Here is a 16,100-nt window from a genome sequence, read left to right on the forward strand (position 1 = left end):
TGCGTCCGCCGGAGTGAGGGGGTGCGGCCGCCGTGGGCTCAGGTCGCTGCGGCCATCGCGGGGGCATGCCGGCCGGCGAAGCGTCCGGCGAGTCGTTCGGCGAGGGCCGAGGAGCCGATGGCAGCCTTCTGTACCGGCCGCAGGCTCACTCTGCGGGTGAACACGTCGAAGTTCCGCCTCTCCACCTCGCGGAGCAGGGTCCGGTAGATCGAGTGCACCGCCCGAACGGCGGGTCGGCTCGACCGGGGCAGTGCCTGCTCCTGCAGCTCCGCCACCGCCAGGAGCTCACGCGCCCGCCCCACCTGCTTGGCCACCAGTGCCCGCATCTGCGGTGTCACCTGCGTCCCCGACAGGTCCCGGCGGCTCACCCCGAACGCGGACAGGTCCTCCTGCGGAAGGTAGACGCGGCCAAGTCCGTAGTCCTCGCGGACATCGCGCACGATGTTAGTGAGCTGCATCGCCTCGCTCATGGCGTCTCCGCCCCGGCCCGCCAGCACAGGGTCCAGGGGTTCCAGGACGGGGAGCATCTGCCGTCCGAACGAGAGCGAGGCACGCTCGATGAACCCCCGCAGATCGGCGTACGTGGCGTACTGCGTCACCTGCAGGTCCATCTCCTGAGAAGCGAGGTAGTCGCGCACATGGCAGACGGGGATGTCCCACCGCTCGACAGTGCGCAGCAGCGCGTGCAGGACGGGATGAGTGCTGTCGCCACTGCTCAAGGCAGCTTCCACGGCCCTGCACCAGGCCCCGAGCCGGGCGGCCCTGACCGCGGGGGAGTGCACGGTGGTGTCGACGATCTCGTCGGTGTAGCGGGCGAATCCGTACAGGGCCCAGGTGAAGGGCCGCTTCCGCGCCGGCAGGAGGGCGGAGGCCAGATAGAACTCCAGGCCCTCCGCGCCGATCAGTACCCGCCGGCAGTAGGCGAACGCCTCACGCGTCCGCTCGGCCCGGCCGCAACCGGCATCGCCCGCGGCCTCCCACACCTCCATCGGCAACCCCTGTCCCTTGGTGCCCAAAACCGTACACAAAGGGCAGACATTGGGGGTGTGGGCAGGGGCGGGTCCCGGATGAGCCGCCCGGTTGGCCCTGCGGGCGGCTCAACTCCCGGGCGGCTACGACACCGGCTCAGACGTCGCGCAGGGCCGCGACGTCCGGGCTGCGCAGCAAGTCCGCGAAGACGCAGAACTCGTCCGCAGCGCAGTCGGGTGACTTGGAAATGAGCTTGCCCAGACTTAGTTCCCTCAGGTCTACGAGGGGGACGCAGACCCCATGAGCCGTCGGCCGGCTGCTCGGGACGCAGGGGGCCAGGGGTTCGGCGGCCGCGGTCGTGACCAGCCCGGTGAGGGCGATCAGGGTGCCGGCGGCGAGAAACGCGCCGCGGATGGTCATGCGCATGGACGCTCCAGGCTCATCTTGTCGAGGAACTGCTCACCACCGAGCCAAAGCGGAGCCGGGGGACCGGGCACGTCGGACTGGGCCTTGTGGCGCAATGCCCGTCGGCGGGCGGGGGTGTCACGTGCCCTGCTTGAGGACGGCGTTCATGACGGCTTTGGCGATGGGTGCGGCGAGCCGGCCGCCGCCGATCCCGGATTCGGGGATGTTCATGTCCTTGGGGTCGACGAAGACGGCGACCGCGATGGGGGAGGTGCCGTCATTCTGCTTCGCGTAGGAGACGAACCAGGCGTAGGGGCGTTCATCGCGGACGTCGACGCCGTGCTCGGCGGTTCCCGGTTTCCCGCCGACCGTCACTCCCGGCATCCGCACCCGGTCGGCGGTGCCCTCGCGGACAGTGTGATCCATCAGGTCCTGCACCTTTCGGGCGGTATCCACGGAGACGGCCTGGCCGTGGGCCTCGGGTTCGGACCGCTCCAGTACCGACAGGCCGGGCCCGTTGATCTGCTCGACCAGGTAGGGCTTCATCGCTTTGCCGTCGTTGGCGATGGCCGCCGTGACCATGGCCATCTGCAGCGGGGTGCTGGTCAGGCTTCCCTGGCCTATGCCGGTCAGGGCTGTCTGGGGCCTGTCGAGCCGCTCGGGGTAGGAGCTGGCGGAGGCGCGGACCGGTATGAAGTGCTCCTGGTTGAAACCGAACTTCTCGGCGGTCTCGCGCATCTTGTCGACGCCGGTCCTCAGCGCCGCGTCCAGGAAGACGTTGTTGCAGGACCACTGCATGGCCGTCTTCATCGAGACCTTGTCGCACTGGGCGTCGGGTACCACGTTGCCGATCGTTCTGTTGCTCTGCGGCAGCCGGTAGCGGGCGGGGAGGCCCGAGGGGGCGTTGATGTCGGTGACCGTGCCGTGTTCGAGGGCCGCGGCCGCGGTGAGGATCTTGAAGGTGGATCCGGACGGGTATGCCTCGCGGATCGCCCGGTTGCTCAAGGGCTTGTTCCCGTCCTTGTCGAGCCGGGTGAACGCCCTGCCCTCCTCGGCCGAGTTTCCGGTGAAGACGGACGGGTCGTAGGACGGGGTGCTGGCCATGGCGAGGATCTTCCCGCTGCGGGGGTCGAGGGCGACGACCGCGCCCTTCGCGCCGAGGTCGGTGAGCCCCTGGTAGGCGGCTTTCTGCGTGTCGGGGTCGATGGTGGTGACGATGTCGCCGCCTGCGGCCTTCTTCCCGATCAGGGCGTCGAAGACGTTGCCGTGCAGGCGCGGGTCGGAGCCGGCGAGGACGCCGCGGTGGACGCCCTCCAGCATGGTGGCGCCCTGGGCCTGGGAGAGGTAGCCGGTCACCGGCGCATACATCGGCCCGTCGGTGTAGACGCGCTTGTACAGCAGGTCGGAGCCGGGGGTCGGTAGGGAGCCGGTGATGGGTCGTCCGCCGACGATGATGTCCCCGCGCGGGCGGCCGAACGCCTCGATCAGGTTCCTGCGGTTGTTCGGGTCCTTGGCCAGGCTCTCGCCGGAGGCGGCCTGGATCCAGGTCGCCCGGCCGAGCACGGCGAAGAACAGCACCCCGAAGAAGACTGCTGTGTGCCGGAGGGTCTTGTTCATGTCCACTTTCACAGAAGGGCCACCGCGTGGGTGGGGGTGGGAGGCCGGTATAGGTCAGGAAGGGTCGTGCGGAAGGGTCTCCAGAAGGTGGCGCACGACGGGTACCGCGGACGATCCGCCGGTGATGCCGCCTTCGACGACGACGGCGACGGCGACGTTGCCGCGGGTGGCGACGACCCAGCCGTTGTTCGGGGCGCTCTCGCTGACCTCGGCGGTGCCCGTCTTCGCCCCGACGTTCCCGGGCAGGCCGGCCAGGCCGCGGGCGGTGCCGTCGGTGACCGTGGCACGCATCAGGGCGCGCAGCTGGGTGACCACCTCGGCGGGCAGCGCGGTGGTGGTGGTCCTGTCCTCGGCGCCGGGGGTGATGGTGGGCTGGTGGAAGGAGCCGGAGACGGCGGTCGCGGCGACGGAGGCCATGGTCAGGGGGTTTCCCAGCACGCGGCCCTGGCCGATCATGGAGGCGGCCTTCTCGGTCTGGTCACCGGGGGCGGGTACGGACCCGTCAAAGGTGGGAAGGCCCACGTTCCACTGCTGTCCGATGCCGAAGTACTTCCCGGCGACCTCGCCGAGTTCGCCGTCACCGACCTTGCCGCGCAGGCTGATGAATCCGGTGTTGCAGGACTCGGTGAAGTTCTTGGTGAACGTCGCACCGGGAAACTCTGACGTCTCCACGTTGTGGAACTGCTTGCCGACCGTCAGGTACTTGGGGCAGTCCACGATGTCAGCCGGCTTCACGGCGCCGCCCAGGAGCAGCGCACTGGTGGTGACGATCTTCCAGGTCGAGCCGGGCGCGTAGGTGCCGGAGAGGGCTCGGTTGAATCCCGCGGCCGGTGAGTTCGCCACGGCCAGGATCTCGCCGTTGTCGATGCGCAGCGCGACGAGCGCCGCGTCCTTGCCGCCGGTCTTCGCGGCCAGGGCCTGGTCGGCGGCCATCTGCCATTGGGAGTCGAGCGTGCTGCGGATGCTCTGCCCGGGCGCGGCGCCGCCTTCCTTGCCGAACCGGGCCTCGACGCCGGTGACCTCCTCGCTTGCCCGGTCGATCCGCTCGATCGCACCTCGCGGACCGGCGCCCGCGCGCTGGGCGATCTGGTCGAGCACCGGCTTCAGGGACGGACTGGCGTCCGCGGACAGCGGTTTGCCAGTGCGGTCGGTGACCGGGGAGGTGCCCGTGTCCTCGCGCTGGAGGCGGAACTTCTCGGTACTGCTCAGGTTCGGGTGGACCAGTGACGGGTCCCAGGCCACCTTCCAGGCTCCGCCCTCCTGGCGGCGCACGGGTATCTGCGAGTCGTAGGACCAGGTCCCCAGGCCGGTGACCGGCATTTTGGCGGAGAACGCGATGGTGACAGTGCCGTCCTTCGCCGCACTCGCTGCGCCGGCCGTCAGGGCCGGCTTGGCGATGTCGAGCCCCGCGGTGAAGTTCCGCAAGGTCGTCTGCGCCTGGTCGGGGCTGGTGGTACGGGCCCCCGCGCTCTCGGCACGGCCGCCCGCCCAGTCCGCAAGGAACGCCTCCGCCTGGGCCACGGCATCCGGGTGGACGGCCGGTTGGCCCGGCCCGAACGGTCCCCACTCCGCCGCGTATGCGCCGGCCGCCGCGGCCGTGCAGACGGCGACGGTCGCCATGGCGGTGTGCAGGAGGCGCCGATGTCGGCGGCGGGCAGGAGCGAGGACAGGGGCAGGTGCAGGGTGTTCCGATTCAGGCATCAGAGGGTCCTTCCGTCTCCGGCTGGGCTGGGGTTCATGACGTGAGGCAAGGGGCTCACGTCAGGGGCGTGGTCTTGCGGGAAATGCGGGCCGCCGGCCCCGAATCAGGGGCTGGCGGGGGAGTGAACGCCCCAGGTTGCGTACAGCGAGGACGCGGGCCGCGGCCGGTCGGCACCGCGAGGGCGCTCTGCCTTGGCCCCCCATCCCCGGAGGCAGGTCCGTCCGGCGCTGGGGAAACGGGGACGGTGCGCAGGCCAGGGTGCAGGCGCTCACGCCGACCGCGAGCAGCAGGACGAGAAGGCCAAGGGCGTGGAGCGTAGGCGTGGGCATGCCCCGAGATCAGCATGGGACCAGCACTATGTCCAATATCGGAATCAAATAGGCAATGATGCGCTTCTGATATCGTTCCTGCTCGTGGACATAGTCGGACATGTACGGTGCTTCGTCGCTGTTGCAGAGGAGAGACATTTCGGCCGGGCCGCCATCCGGCTGGGCATGGCCCAGCCGCCCCTCTCTCAGCGCATCCAGCGACTGGAGAAGGAGCTCGGTCTACGGCTCTTCGAGCGCACCAGCCGCAGCGTCACCCTCACCCGGGGCGGCGCCCTCCTCCTCGACGACGCCCGCGCTCTCCTCGCCCGTACCGACACGTTCCTGGCCGGCGCCGCCCGCATTCGGGATGGCCGCAGCGGCCTCCTGCGAGCCGCGCTCCCGTCCGGCATCGCCAGCGATCTCGTCACCGCGATCCTCACCGGCCTGCGCGAGCACCAGCCCGGTCTGGAAGTGGAACTCCACGAGCTGTCCACCACCGAACAACTCGCCCGCATGGCCTCCCACGAACTCGACGCGGGACTGATCCACCACCCCTGCGACACCACCGGAGTCGACCTGGGCCCGGTCCTGCGCCGCGAACTCGGCGTCCTCCTGCCACCAGCCTCGCCCCTGGCCGCCCGCGCCGAGGTGCCGCTGTCCGCCCTCACCGGACACGACCTCATCCTCTTCCCCCGCGCCCATGCCCCCGCCCTCTACGACGAGCTGCTCACCACCTGCGCGCGCGGCGGCTACACGCCAGGCACCATCCGCCACGGCCAGGGCGACAGCTTCGTCCGCGGCCTGATCCACTCCCTCAACGCCATCGCCTTCACCCCACCCGAGCAGGGCCACCCGGCCAATGGCAGCGAGCCGGGCATCGTCTGGCGCCCCCTGACCGGCGCCCCACTCGCCTGGCGCTTCTCCACGGCCTGGCCCAAGGACCGCGACAGCGGCGCTGTCACCGCCTTCGCCGACGCCGCACTCAGTGTTCTGAGAAACAGCAGCGGGGTCTCCACCGACCAGCCCCCGCGCCCCCTGCACCTGCGCCCGGCATCGGAGTACTGGCTGTGAACCCCCTCCACCGCATCCACAACGCCTTCACCGAAGCCGGCGCGACCGGCTGGCTCCACGCCCTCGACATCGATACCGGCGCCGAGATCAACGCTGGCGCCGACCACCCCGTCGTGACCGCCAGCGTCCACAAGGTCTGCCTACTCCTCACCCTCCACCAGCATGCCGAACAAGGCCTCCTGGACCTCACCGAACAGCACGAATGCCCACCCGACGGACGCGCTTCCGGTCCGACCGGCCTGGCCGCGATGCTCGACCCCGTCCGGATCTCCCTCCGTGACGCCGCCTACCTCATGACGGCCATCAGCGACAACGCCGCCGCCCAACTCCTCCTGGAACGCATCGGCCTCGACGCCGTCAACACCACCACACAGCGCCTCGGCCTCACCCGCACCCGCGCCGTGCACACCTTCGCCCAGACCCTCGCCGACATCCGCGAAGACGCCGGCCCCAACGGAGCACAGGCCCTCACCGACCCCCACGTCATCGCCCGCCTGCGCGCCCTGGACCCCGCCCGCGCCAACCACAGCACCCCCCGCGACATGACCCGCCTCCTCGCCGCCATCTGGCGCGGCGAAGCCTGCGCACCCGAACACGGCGCCGCGATCCGCCGCCTCCTCGCCCTCCAGGTCTGGCCCCACCGCATGGCCTCCGGATTCCCCTTCGACGACGTCCACGTCGCCGGAAAGACCGGCACCCTGCCCACCCTCCGCAACGAGATCGGGGTCATCGAATACCCCGACGGCGGCCGCTACGCCATCGCCGTCTTCACCCGCGCCGCCAACCCCGCCGCCACCCTCCCCGCCGTCGACGCCGTCATCGGAACCACCGCACGCATCGCCGTCGACAGCCTCCGCGCCCCGTAACAGCCGTGCCCAAAAGCGAGAGAGGAGAGAACGCTTGGAGGCCGAGGGCGACACCTTCGCCGAGTACCGCACGGAAGAACTCACCGAACTCGAGGCGAACCTCGCCCCGGACTGAGCCGCCGACGCCCTGCCCCCGCTGCTCGACCACTCGGTGCCGGCCGATCTGACGGCGCTGGGCTGACTGGCCAGGGATGGCCGACTGGCTGTTGCCGCCGGGTGCCGGCATCGAGGCGTCGGCCTCGAGGGCCGGAGCCCCCCGCTGACGTGGCATCCCCTCGCCGGTCGCGCTAGTGCTGGATTGGAGAGGAGTCAGATCACCATCTGGCTGTGTTCCACATGCGTCAAGAGGCCTGAGGTCGGACGGTAAGAGGCAGGCCGCCTTGCTGCCCTGCTCGCAGCCTTGGACTGACCATCCGCTTCGACCCCGTCGTGGCCTGATCCACCCGACCACAGGGGTCATCTTCGTGCCAGTCCCTACAAAGGCAAGGGGGGCCAGAATTTGTGCCCGTGCAGGTGCATGGGGTGCTCTTCGAAGTCTGCGCCGAGCGGGAACGTCACTTGATCGCCGGGAGCGAGAGTCTTGGACTGCACCGAACCACTGTCCATCGTTGCGGTGATGGCCACGGCGTCGGAGCTGAGGAAGCTGTTCTCGCAGACGGTTCTGCTTGTGTTCGGCGGCACGTCCTCATCGACGTCGCTGTGCGTCGAATCCAGCTCCATGGGGTTGGCGCCAATCAGGACGCCGTTACTGTCGTAGTCGACGCAGTTGACCAGGTCGACCCAGAGGGCGGCGGCGTGCGGCGGCGCAGCGGGTGCGGCGGTCGCTGGTACGGCTACTGCAAGCGAGGCCAGAACGGAGGCGGCCACGCCGACGAAGCGAGATGCGAGCACGAGGATTTCCCTTCGCGAGCTGTGCCTGCCCGTGAGGCGCGCATGGTCCGCAGGCAGTCCTGATTGCAAGGTCAATCTAGGTCTGAGGCTTGAGCGGCATGGCAGGCGACATGTCGGGTGCCTCCGTTTGGATCAAGGCCCTGCGCAACCAACTGCGCATCGCCGCCCGCGCACGCGAACTTGTCGACCAGGGAACCACATCGAGGCCGCCTGCCGGATCGTCATCCTCGAAGACCAGCTCGAGGAAGCGAAGCGCCTCAACGCCGAGCACCACGGCAGCGCTGCATCGGCGAACCGGGTGTCCGCGGCCTGAGTGGGGGCGCGCCTGCCAGGCGCGGGTGCCGGTGCGGGGTGACGCTGGGGGTGCCAGGACTGGAGCGGCGGTGAAGGAGGCCATCCCGAGTGGTCCTGTTCCCGCCCTTCGAGCCGATGCTGGCCCTGGCCGCTGAGGCCCTTCCCGGCCCTGGTGTCCTGGCGGGCGGCATTGCATTCGAGCAGAAGTTCGACGGATTTCGGGCGCTGCTGTTCACCACGGCCGAGCCGGGCGGGAGGCCGCTGCTGCAGAGCAGGCGCGGTGCTCTACTCCAGGGCCGGTTCCCCGACCTGGTCGCGGCGGCGGACGCGCAGCTGCCCGCAGGCCTGGTCCTGGATGGCGAACTGCTGGTGTGGGACCCCGTCGAGGGCTGGCTCTCGTCCGAGGCGTTGCTGCGCCGGGTCGCCGCCCGCGGCCGCGGCGTGCCCGCTCTGGTAGCCCGCCGGCCCGCCTACTACGTCGCCTTCGACATCCTGCAGCTGGTCGGACAGGAACTGCTCCCACGCCCGTATCGGGACCGGCGCGCTCTTCTGGAGGAACTGTTCACCGCGCACGGCCTGACGGCGCCGTGGACACTCTGCCCGATGACCACGAACCCCGAAACGGCACGGGAATGGCTGGAGTCCTGGACCGACGTCTCCGGAGTCGAGGGGATCGTCTGCAAAGGCACGAACCAGAAGTACCTCCCCGGATACCGCGGGTGGACCAAGGCCGAAAGACGGGACACCACCGAAGTGGTCATCGGCGCCATCACCGGCACCCTCACCCGCCCACAACTCCTCATCCTCGGCCGTCACGACACGGAGGGCCGACTGCGCACGGTCGGCCGGACCGTCCCGCTGCGCCCGGAACAGGCCCGCCAGGTCGCCGAGCACCTGGCGGCCGCCGCCCCCGGACACCCCTGGACGGGGGCCCGCTTCGCCGCAGCGTGGGGATCCCGCGACGCCCTGGAACCGGTACTGGTCCGCCCGGACCTGGTGGCGGAGGTCAGCGCCGACCGGGCCGTAGACCGCGATGGCATCTTCCGGCACCCCCTGCGCTTCCAACGGCTGCGCCTGGACGTGACGGTGGAGGACGTGCCCCGGTTCGGGACGGGTCCGTCCGCTGCCGCCGGTTGAACGGTTGCCGTAGGGCTTGCGCGCCCAGGCCGTGTTTTGGAAGTTACCTTGTGTGCTGAGTGGGCCGTCGGGGAAAGTCGCGGGCGGCCATCCAGATCGTGAGGGTGCGGGCTTGCGGTTGCCGCTGCGGCAGCTTCTACCGTCCTTAACAGGGCCGGAGAAACCGGCCCGGTGACGCGACCGTGAGGGAGACAGCGATGGACTGGCCTATCGCGGAAGTCGCTCGGATGTCGGGCGTGACCGCCCGGACCCTGCGGCACTACGACGAGGTCGGCCTGCTTCCACCCGCCCGGATCGGGGCCAACGGCCACCGCTACTACGAGGAGCATCAGTTGCTGCGGCTGCAGCAGATTCTCGTGCTGCGGGCGCTGGGCGTAGGGCTTCCCGAGGTCGGCCGGATCCTGGCTGAGCAGGTCGACGAGGTGGACGCGCTGCGCGGCCACCACCTGCGACTGCTTGCTGAGCGGGACCGGCTCGACGCGCTGGCAGGCACCGTCTCCCGCACGATCGCCGACCTGGAACAGTCCAGAAAGGATGGCAACCCCATGACCATCAACCGACCGGAGAACCTGTTCGAGGGCATCCAGCCCTCCCAGTACCAGGAGAGCTTGCGCGACTTCCCCGAGCACGCCGAGGAAGTTGCCCGAAGGGTCGCCGTAATGACCCCGCAGGACATCGAGGCCGGGCAGCGCGAGCGAACGACGCAGATGATCCTGCTGGCCGACCTGATGGCCGCGGGCCACCCGGCCGACGCCGCGCCCGTGCAGGCCCAGATCGACGCCCAGTACCGGGCCATGACCGAACTGCGGCCCGTGTCGGCCGAGGAGTACCGCGCCGTCGGGCGCTCCTGCGTGGACAACAGCGCCTGGCGTTCCGCGTACGAGGCGATCGCACCGGGCCTGGCCGCGTACCAGCGCGACGCCATCGAGGCGTACGCCACAACTCGGCTCAGCTGACTGGCGCCGGGCTGTCACAGGGGACCAGCCCGGAAAGCAGTTGGTCCGTCGCACCAACAGGCTCACCTCGCCCGGCCTATCAGTCGCCGAGCGAGGTGCTGCCCGTCATCGTGACCATCGAGCCCAGGCCGAATGAGTGCCTCCAAACAGCAGAACGATCGCTGCTGGCACTCGCGAACAAGTTCACCCGGGGCTGGCACTTACGCCAGGTCACAGCCATTCGCCAATGCGGACATGACGTCGGCTCGGCTTAGTTTAGAAGTCATCTCATTTGGTGCTGGGTAGGTTCCTGCCAGAGACGATCTGCGGTCTGCACCTGCTCAGTCGATTCGCTCACTTGAGCCATATTGCAGTAGCCGTATCCCCGAAGATCAGCGAGGCGCTGCCGCTGCTGTATCTACACGGCCTGTCGTCCGGTGACTTCGTGCCCGCCTTGGAGCAGTTCCTCGGCTCCTCCGCCGGCCTGTCGCCCGCGACGATCACGCGGCTGACCGCGCAGTGGCAGGTCGACCACAAGTCGTTCATGGACCGCGATCTGTCCGCCTCGGACTACGTCTACGTCTGGGCCGACGGCGTTCACCTGCGCATACGCCTGGAAGAGGCGAAGGCCGCTGTCATGGTCGGCGTGCGGGCCGACGGTACCAAGGAACTGATCGCGATGACCGACGGCTACCGCGAATCCTCCGAGGCGTGGGCGGGACTACTGCGGGACTGTGCCCGCCGGGGCATGCGGGCCGTCGGCGACGGGGCGCTCGGCTTCTGGAACGCGTTGAACGAGGTGTTCCCCGAGACCCGCCACCAGCGGTGCTGGGTGCACAAGACCGCGAACGTCCTCGACGCGCTGCCGAAGTCGGCCCAGCCCGCGGCTAAGCGCGCGATCCAGGAGATCTACAATGCCGAGGACAAGGAGCGCGCGGCCAAGGCCGTCGTCGCGTTCACCAAGCAGTACGGGGCGAAATACCCCAAGGTCGTCAAGCGGATCACCGACGACGAGGAAGAACTGCTGGCGTTCTTCGACTTTCCCGCCGAGCACTGGATCCACCTGCGGACCACGAACCCGATCGAGTCGACCTTCGCCACTGCGCCTGCGGACCAAGGTCACCAAGGGCGCTGGCAGCCGGGCTGCCGCCCTGGCCGTGATCTTCAAGCTCATCGAGTCAGCCCAGGAACGTTGGCGGCCGGTGAACGCACCCCACCTCGTCGCTCTGGTCCGGTCCGGCGCCCGCTTCGAGCGGGGCGTCCTGGTCGAGCGATCCGAGGCTCGCGCGGCATGAACACCACCGCCTGCCGCCGGTCGGAAAATCAGTGGCAGGCCCGGCCTTCCCGTGGTGAAGATCACGGCATGCCCAACCTCCTGGAGACCGACCGGCTCGCCCTGCGCGAGTTCGCGGCGACCGACATCGACCACCTGCTCGCCCTGGACAACGACCCCGAGGTCATGCGCTTCATCAACGGTGGCCGCCCCACGAGTCGGGAGGCGATCGAGACCAGGACCCTCCCGCGGCTCCTGCACGACTACCCATGCTGGAAGACCCGCGGTTACTGGGCCGCGCAGGAGAAGCCCACCGGCACCTTCCTGGGCTGGTTCGAGTTCCGGCCATTGGAGGAGCACAGCACCGCCGTGGTCGAACTCGGTTACCGGTTGAACCAGGCGGCATGGGGGCGCGGCTATGCCACCGAGGGGTCCCGGGCCCTGGTCCACAAGGGGTTTGTGGAACTCGGGGTCGAGCGGGTCACCGCAAACACCATGGCCGTCAACACCCGCTCCCGTCGCGTCATGGAGAAGTCGGGCCTGTCCTTCGTCCGGAACTTCACCGGGGACTGGCCGGAGGCGATCGAGGGCTCCGAGCACGGTGAAGTCGAGTACGAACTCACCCGAACCGAGTGGGAGCAGCCGCGATAGATCAATGGCCCAATCCACAACTCTTGAGAATTACTCCGGCCGAGCAGGTGTTGCATGCCGTCCGGGGTCCTCTCCCCGGCCCATTCGGCGACGGTCCAGCAGTTCTTGCGTGGCAGGTCCGACAGCAGTCCGAGCACCAACTTCCGTACCCGTAACTGGGGTTCGACCCGTGTGAACTGTCCCGCTATCCGGCTCATCAGGCCCTCGAACGCCTCCTGCCAGCAGCCAGGGTCTACGCTGGGACCTGCGGCCACCGCGTGATCGTTTGTCTTCACACACCGATGATCAACGGGTTGCTGCACCCGTCTCCACAGCGCGTCGGGGTCGCGCAGCGTCCGCCCGCCGTTCCTGTGTCAGGAGGACATGTGCAACGCGGTGAAGTCTGGTGGGTGGAGTTCGACGAGCGGCGGCCGGTCGTGCTGCTGTCGGGAGACGACGCGTCCGGGATCCGGGTGATGCAGGTCGTCGCTCGGGCGGATGTCGACATCACCGGTCTAGGCGTCGAAGTGGCAGTAGGCGCCGTGGAAGGACTGCCCTTTGCAGGCGTGCTGCGGTTCGCGTTGCCGCGTCCGGGCTTTACCCCCTGCACGTGGCTGACCACCGTGTCCCGGGACGACCTGATCGAGCGAGCGGGCGTTCTGTCCTCCGCGAAACTCAGCGAGATTGAGAACGCCCTCCGTCTCGGTGAGCAGGCGAAGGGGTGGACCCCGGCGACGACCGCGAAGCTCAGCGAGATGAGGAACGCCCTCCGTCTCGGTGGACTCGGGTAGGCGGAGAAGGAACGGACGCCCGCGACGGCGTGGTCGGTCTCGCCCAGATGATCGACGCTGCCAGCTGCCTCCTCGGCGCCCCTCACGATCGAGATCACGAACTACGGCTGGAGTATCAGGTGTGCATGGAGGCCCAAGCGCTCTGACCGGTGTAGGCGTCAAGCCCGGCCCCTGTGGTGGTTTGGCGGAATGTACGCGTCAAGTTGGAGGAGCTTTTCCACGGTCCCCGTCGGCGTCTGAGCCCCCGGGGGCGGGGCGGCACGTGATGCCAGGCCAAGCGGTCGACCCCGGCAGCGGTCACCCAAGGCGGTCATGGAGCGTCGGTGCTGATCCCTCGCGTTGGCCAGGGCACGGCTACCGGGGCGACGCCCCACAGAGCTGCGTGATCGTGGGACTCGTGACGCCGTGAGAGGCCCGGCAGAGTTCGGCCATGTCCAGCTTCCCTGGCAGTCGGCCGAGCTGCGACCGCCGAAGAACCGAGGGCATCGGCGGCCGTACCTTCTTAGCATGCGGCTTGGCCTGCGGAACGCCAACCGCCGAACGTGGGCGCTTCGGCTTCGCCGCCGACGTCCTTTTCTGCTCGACTCGCACCCGGGTCGGAGGACGGTCTTTCTGCTGCACCGGCCGTGACACCTGCTGGGGTCGAGCCGCCGGCTTCTCCTCGGCGTGGGCCGCCGCTGGGGCCGCGACGGATGCGGGCGCAGGCTCCGAAGGCAGTGCCGACAGCGGCAACGCGCGCTCCCGCCCAGGTTGGCCCGTGACTGAAGCCGTGGCCGACGTCGGAGCGGCGAGGCCCGAGGGGGCACGGGGCGGCTTGTCGTCGGCGGGAGCGACGGAGACGCACCCCGTCGAGACCAACAGGACGGCAATCAGCAAGGGCAGGGTCCGGCGGCGCATCCGACCACTGTGGCGCACCCGGGCCACCGGGCTCCCACGGCACGCCCTGCGCCGCACGTCTCGAAGCGATCACCGCGGCACTCCTGCCGGATCTGCCGGTTCGCCTGCGGCCGACCGCTGCGCATCACCAGAATCGGCGCCATGCTCGACTGGATCCCCGCCTGGGGGAGTGCCGCACTGATCTCGATGGCGACGACCATCTTCACCGGCCGCTACATCTCGCCACTGCTGGGGGTCCGCAACCGGCGCTTCCAGACGAAGATGCAGGCGCAAGAGAAGATCACGACCAACGCCCTGTCCATCCTGACCGCCGTGATCAAGCTCCGGTAGGTGCATGTTCCCGACGGCGTCACCGACACCCTCCGAGCCGCCCTCACCGAGGAGCGCGACAGGTGGCACCGGCAAGTCGACGAGGCTGCTCAACACCTCACCGACCACGCGCAGGAGTTCGTCTACACCGACCGCGGCTCCATCGGAGAGCTGGGCATGCGCTACTGCGGGACGGCCCGCATGATCTGGATCTCCGACCGAACCGAGGAGACCAAGCTGCGCCAACTCCTGGAGATCACCGAGCACGTCCACACCCTGTTCTTCGGCAGCCGCTGGTACGTGCGTTCACGCGTACGGGCGATGGGAGCGCTGCAACGCCTGATGAGCGTGATCGAAGAAGAAGGCCAGCCGCCGGTACCGCCGAGCCGCACAGCACCCGCCGTCGAGGTGTGACAGGCGGGAGCACCGCGCATCGCACGCTGTGCACCGGCCCCCGGCCCCCAACCGAGGAGCAGCCCAGTACGCGCGACAGCACCTGGTGGTGCGACACAATCTCAGGCCGGTGCAGGCCGGTCAGGCGAGGGTCGCCGGTTTTCCATCCGGCTCGCAGCGGCCCCGGCTTCCGGTCTCGCGCGGCCCAGTTGTCAGGAGTCTGACACTGTGTCTCGCGCCCATTCCTCGCGCGGTCGCAGCCGCGCCAGGAGCCGTTGGGCTTCGTCCCGGACGCCTGCGTCCTCGTCTATTGCCAGCTCGCGGTACTGCTTGATCAGCTGGTCCGCGCCTTCGGTCGTCATCCATTCGGGGTTGCCGTCCAGTGCGGCTTGGATCTCATCCGCAACCCAAGTCTCTGACGCAAAACTTCTGGCCAGCAGCACACAGCGGAGTGCAGTGGTGTCTTTGCGTTCGAGCAGGGCCACCGCCGTCTCCTGGATGACCCCGGTGTCATGGACGTCCAGGAGGAGCCGGTGAAGGACGTCCGTGGCCTCGTCGATCCTGTCCGCCATCGCGAGCTGCCGCCCGGCAGGGGCACGAACGGACCAAGCTGGCGAGTCAGCATTCTGAACCGCCGTGCCCAGCTCTTGATCATCGAGGGATTCCATGCCCCCCAGCCTGCCAGGGAGCGTGTCGAAGTCCAGGCGATTGTCGCGGCCTCGCTGCTGCTTGCCCTGGTCCGGGCGAGTCGGTAAGCCTCGGGCATGAGGTGAGGCCAGCTCAGACCGTTAGCGCCACTCTCTTGGATCGACGAGGCTGAAGGCTAGGACAGGTTCGCTATGAGAGCCGCACTGGGAACCGAGTGTTCCGTTGAAATCGCTGAACTGCCGCCGCCCAGACGTCTTCGTCCGGGTGCTGGCTGCGTACGTCTGCGAGGCTCTGGGCTTCTTCTTCCGCCGCTTCTCCGAGTGCCGACATCTCCCCCTCAGCGGCACGATCGGCGGCAGGCATCCCCAGGAGCAGTGCCGCCGCCTGCCGCAGCCTCGCCAGCACCCGAGCCCGCGCTGAGGGGGAAAGGGGCTCACCACAGGTGATCGCTGCCGTGTCGCCGACGGCGGCAAGGGAGTACCGGATGGGGGAGCGGGGCGCGCGCGACGCGTCGGCAGACGCAGGCGGGCGACGCCGGACGGCAGTTCGGCCCGCGCCGCTCCGTGCCATCGGATCCACAGGGCGGGACGCCCGCGCAACGCCTCGTCGCGGAGCTTGTACACGGCGGTGCTGATGTCCTCACGGTCGATCTCCGCCGCAATGGGGGGCGCTGCTCGCGCAGCAGCTGGAGGTCAAGGTAGGCGGACCGTGACGGCTGCCAGATGACCCGGCAACCCATGCCGATCGGGCCGGGCGGGTCGATGTAGCGGATGGGTGCCTCCCACCCAGCGGCACTTCCATCCCGCAGTTTCTGCCCAGTCGGCCACCGCGCAGGTGATGGCCAGGGTTGCCTCCGTGGCGGTCATGCCGGCGAAGGCGAAGACGGTCTCGGACAGGTACGTGTGCAAGGAGGCGGCGAGCCCCTCGGACTCGGATGCCGTGCGTTCGTGGTCCATTTGTTGAT

General features: G+C 69.1%; 15 protein-coding genes and 3 pseudogenes. 10 read left to right on the top strand and 8 right to left on the bottom strand.

Features of this window, described 5'->3' with window-relative positions; all coding sequences use genetic code 11:
* Window positions 1-38: 38 nt before the first annotated feature.
* From ABZY31_RS24160 to ABZY31_RS24175, 4 genes are all read right to left on the bottom strand, one after another.
* Entirely contained in the window at window positions 39-989 is a 951-nt protein-coding gene (locus ABZY31_RS24160; RefSeq protein ID WP_356413585.1) for a phytoene/squalene synthase family protein, read from the bottom strand.
* 136 nt (window positions 990-1,125) lie between these two features.
* Window positions 1,126-1,395, bottom strand: coding sequence for a hypothetical protein (locus tag ABZY31_RS24165; RefSeq protein WP_356413587.1), 270 nt, complete (start codon window positions 1,393-1,395; stop codon window positions 1,126-1,128).
* A 117-nt stretch (window positions 1,396-1,512) separates the two neighbouring features.
* Complete coding sequence (locus tag ABZY31_RS24170; protein ID WP_356413589.1) at window positions 1,513-2,991, bottom strand: penicillin-binding transpeptidase domain-containing protein; 1,479 nt, start codon at window positions 2,989-2,991, stop codon at window positions 1,513-1,515.
* A 54-nt stretch (window positions 2,992-3,045) separates the two neighbouring features.
* On the bottom strand, window positions 3,046-4,611 hold the full coding sequence (locus ABZY31_RS24175; RefSeq protein WP_356413591.1) for a penicillin-binding transpeptidase domain-containing protein: 1,566 nt from the start codon (window positions 4,609-4,611) through the stop codon (window positions 3,046-3,048).
* Between the two features lie 495 nt (window positions 4,612-5,106).
* Here ABZY31_RS24175 and ABZY31_RS24180 point away from each other — a divergent pair, with 495 nt between their 5' ends.
* Entirely contained in the window at window positions 5,107-6,072 is a 966-nt protein-coding gene (locus ABZY31_RS24180) for a LysR family transcriptional regulator (RefSeq protein WP_356413593.1), read from the top strand.
* Window positions 6,069-6,938: a serine hydrolase gene (locus tag ABZY31_RS24185; RefSeq protein ID WP_356413595.1), complete on the top strand. Its 870-nt coding sequence runs from the start codon at window positions 6,069-6,071 to the stop codon at window positions 6,936-6,938. The genes ABZY31_RS24180 and ABZY31_RS24185 overlap by 4 nt, the downstream gene beginning before the upstream one ends.
* Window positions 6,939-7,412: 474 nt before the next feature.
* Here the strand turns inward: ABZY31_RS24185 and ABZY31_RS24190 are convergent, their stop codons facing one another.
* A complete protein-coding gene (locus tag ABZY31_RS24190; protein ID WP_356413596.1) occupies window positions 7,413-7,829 on the bottom strand; it encodes a hypothetical protein in 417 nt (138 codons plus the stop codon).
* A 143-nt stretch (window positions 7,830-7,972) separates the two neighbouring features.
* On the opposite strand from ABZY31_RS24190, the pseudogene ABZY31_RS24195 reads away from it, so the two are divergent.
* From ABZY31_RS24195 to ABZY31_RS24215, 5 genes and pseudogenes are all read left to right on the top strand, one after another.
* Window positions 7,973-8,142: pseudogene (locus ABZY31_RS24195) on the top strand (MerR family transcriptional regulator); the annotation flags it as partial.
* 89 nt (window positions 8,143-8,231) lie between these two features.
* A complete protein-coding gene (locus ABZY31_RS24200) occupies window positions 8,232-9,260 on the top strand; it encodes an ATP-dependent DNA ligase (protein ID WP_356413598.1) in 1,029 nt (342 codons plus the stop codon).
* Window positions 9,261-9,457: 197 nt separating this feature from the next.
* Window positions 9,458-10,216: a MerR family transcriptional regulator gene (locus ABZY31_RS24205; RefSeq protein ID WP_356413599.1), complete on the top strand. Its 759-nt coding sequence runs from the start codon at window positions 9,458-9,460 to the stop codon at window positions 10,214-10,216.
* Between the two features lie 361 nt (window positions 10,217-10,577).
* Window positions 10,578-11,490: pseudogene (locus ABZY31_RS24210) on the top strand (IS256 family transposase); the annotation flags it as partial.
* A 68-nt stretch (window positions 11,491-11,558) separates the two neighbouring features.
* Window positions 11,559-12,119, top strand: coding sequence for a GNAT family N-acetyltransferase (locus tag ABZY31_RS24215; RefSeq protein WP_356413601.1), 561 nt, complete (start codon window positions 11,559-11,561; stop codon window positions 12,117-12,119).
* 32 nt (window positions 12,120-12,151) lie between these two features.
* Here ABZY31_RS24215 and ABZY31_RS24220 read toward each other — a convergent pair.
* A pseudogene (locus ABZY31_RS24220) lies at window positions 12,152-12,373 on the bottom strand (IS701 family transposase); the annotation flags it as partial.
* Window positions 12,374-12,484: 111 nt separating this feature from the next.
* Here ABZY31_RS24220 and ABZY31_RS24225 point away from each other — a divergent pair.
* The 3 genes from ABZY31_RS24225 to ABZY31_RS24235 all read left to right on the top strand — a co-directional run bounded on the left by ABZY31_RS24225 (window position 12,485) and on the right by ABZY31_RS24235 (window position 14,509).
* A complete protein-coding gene (locus ABZY31_RS24225) occupies window positions 12,485-12,889 on the top strand; it encodes a type II toxin-antitoxin system PemK/MazF family toxin (RefSeq protein WP_356413603.1) in 405 nt (134 codons plus the stop codon).
* Window positions 12,890-13,927: 1,038 nt separating this feature from the next.
* On the top strand, window positions 13,928-14,116 hold the full coding sequence (locus ABZY31_RS24230; protein WP_356413605.1) for a hypothetical protein: 189 nt from the start codon (window positions 13,928-13,930) through the stop codon (window positions 14,114-14,116).
* The gene (locus ABZY31_RS24235; RefSeq protein ID WP_356413606.1) at window positions 14,117-14,509 is read left to right on the top strand and encodes a hypothetical protein; all 393 of its coding nucleotides are present in this window, start codon (window positions 14,117-14,119) and stop codon (window positions 14,507-14,509) included.
* Between the two features lie 191 nt (window positions 14,510-14,700).
* Here the strand turns inward: ABZY31_RS24235 and ABZY31_RS24240 are convergent, their stop codons facing one another.
* On the bottom strand, window positions 14,701-15,156 hold the full coding sequence (locus tag ABZY31_RS24240; protein ID WP_356413608.1) for a hypothetical protein: 456 nt from the start codon (window positions 15,154-15,156) through the stop codon (window positions 14,701-14,703).
* A gap of 672 nt (window positions 15,157-15,828) precedes the next feature.
* Window positions 15,829-16,092 carry a hypothetical protein gene (locus tag ABZY31_RS24245; RefSeq protein WP_356413610.1) on the bottom strand — a complete coding sequence of 88 codons (264 nt, stop codon included), beginning with the start codon at window positions 16,090-16,092 and terminating at the stop codon, window positions 15,829-15,831.
* Window positions 16,093-16,100 lie beyond the last annotated feature (8 nt).

The organism is Streptomyces sp. NPDC006529 (assembly GCF_040611795.1).
Lineage (GTDB): Bacteria > Actinomycetota > Actinomycetes > Streptomycetales > Streptomycetaceae > Streptomyces.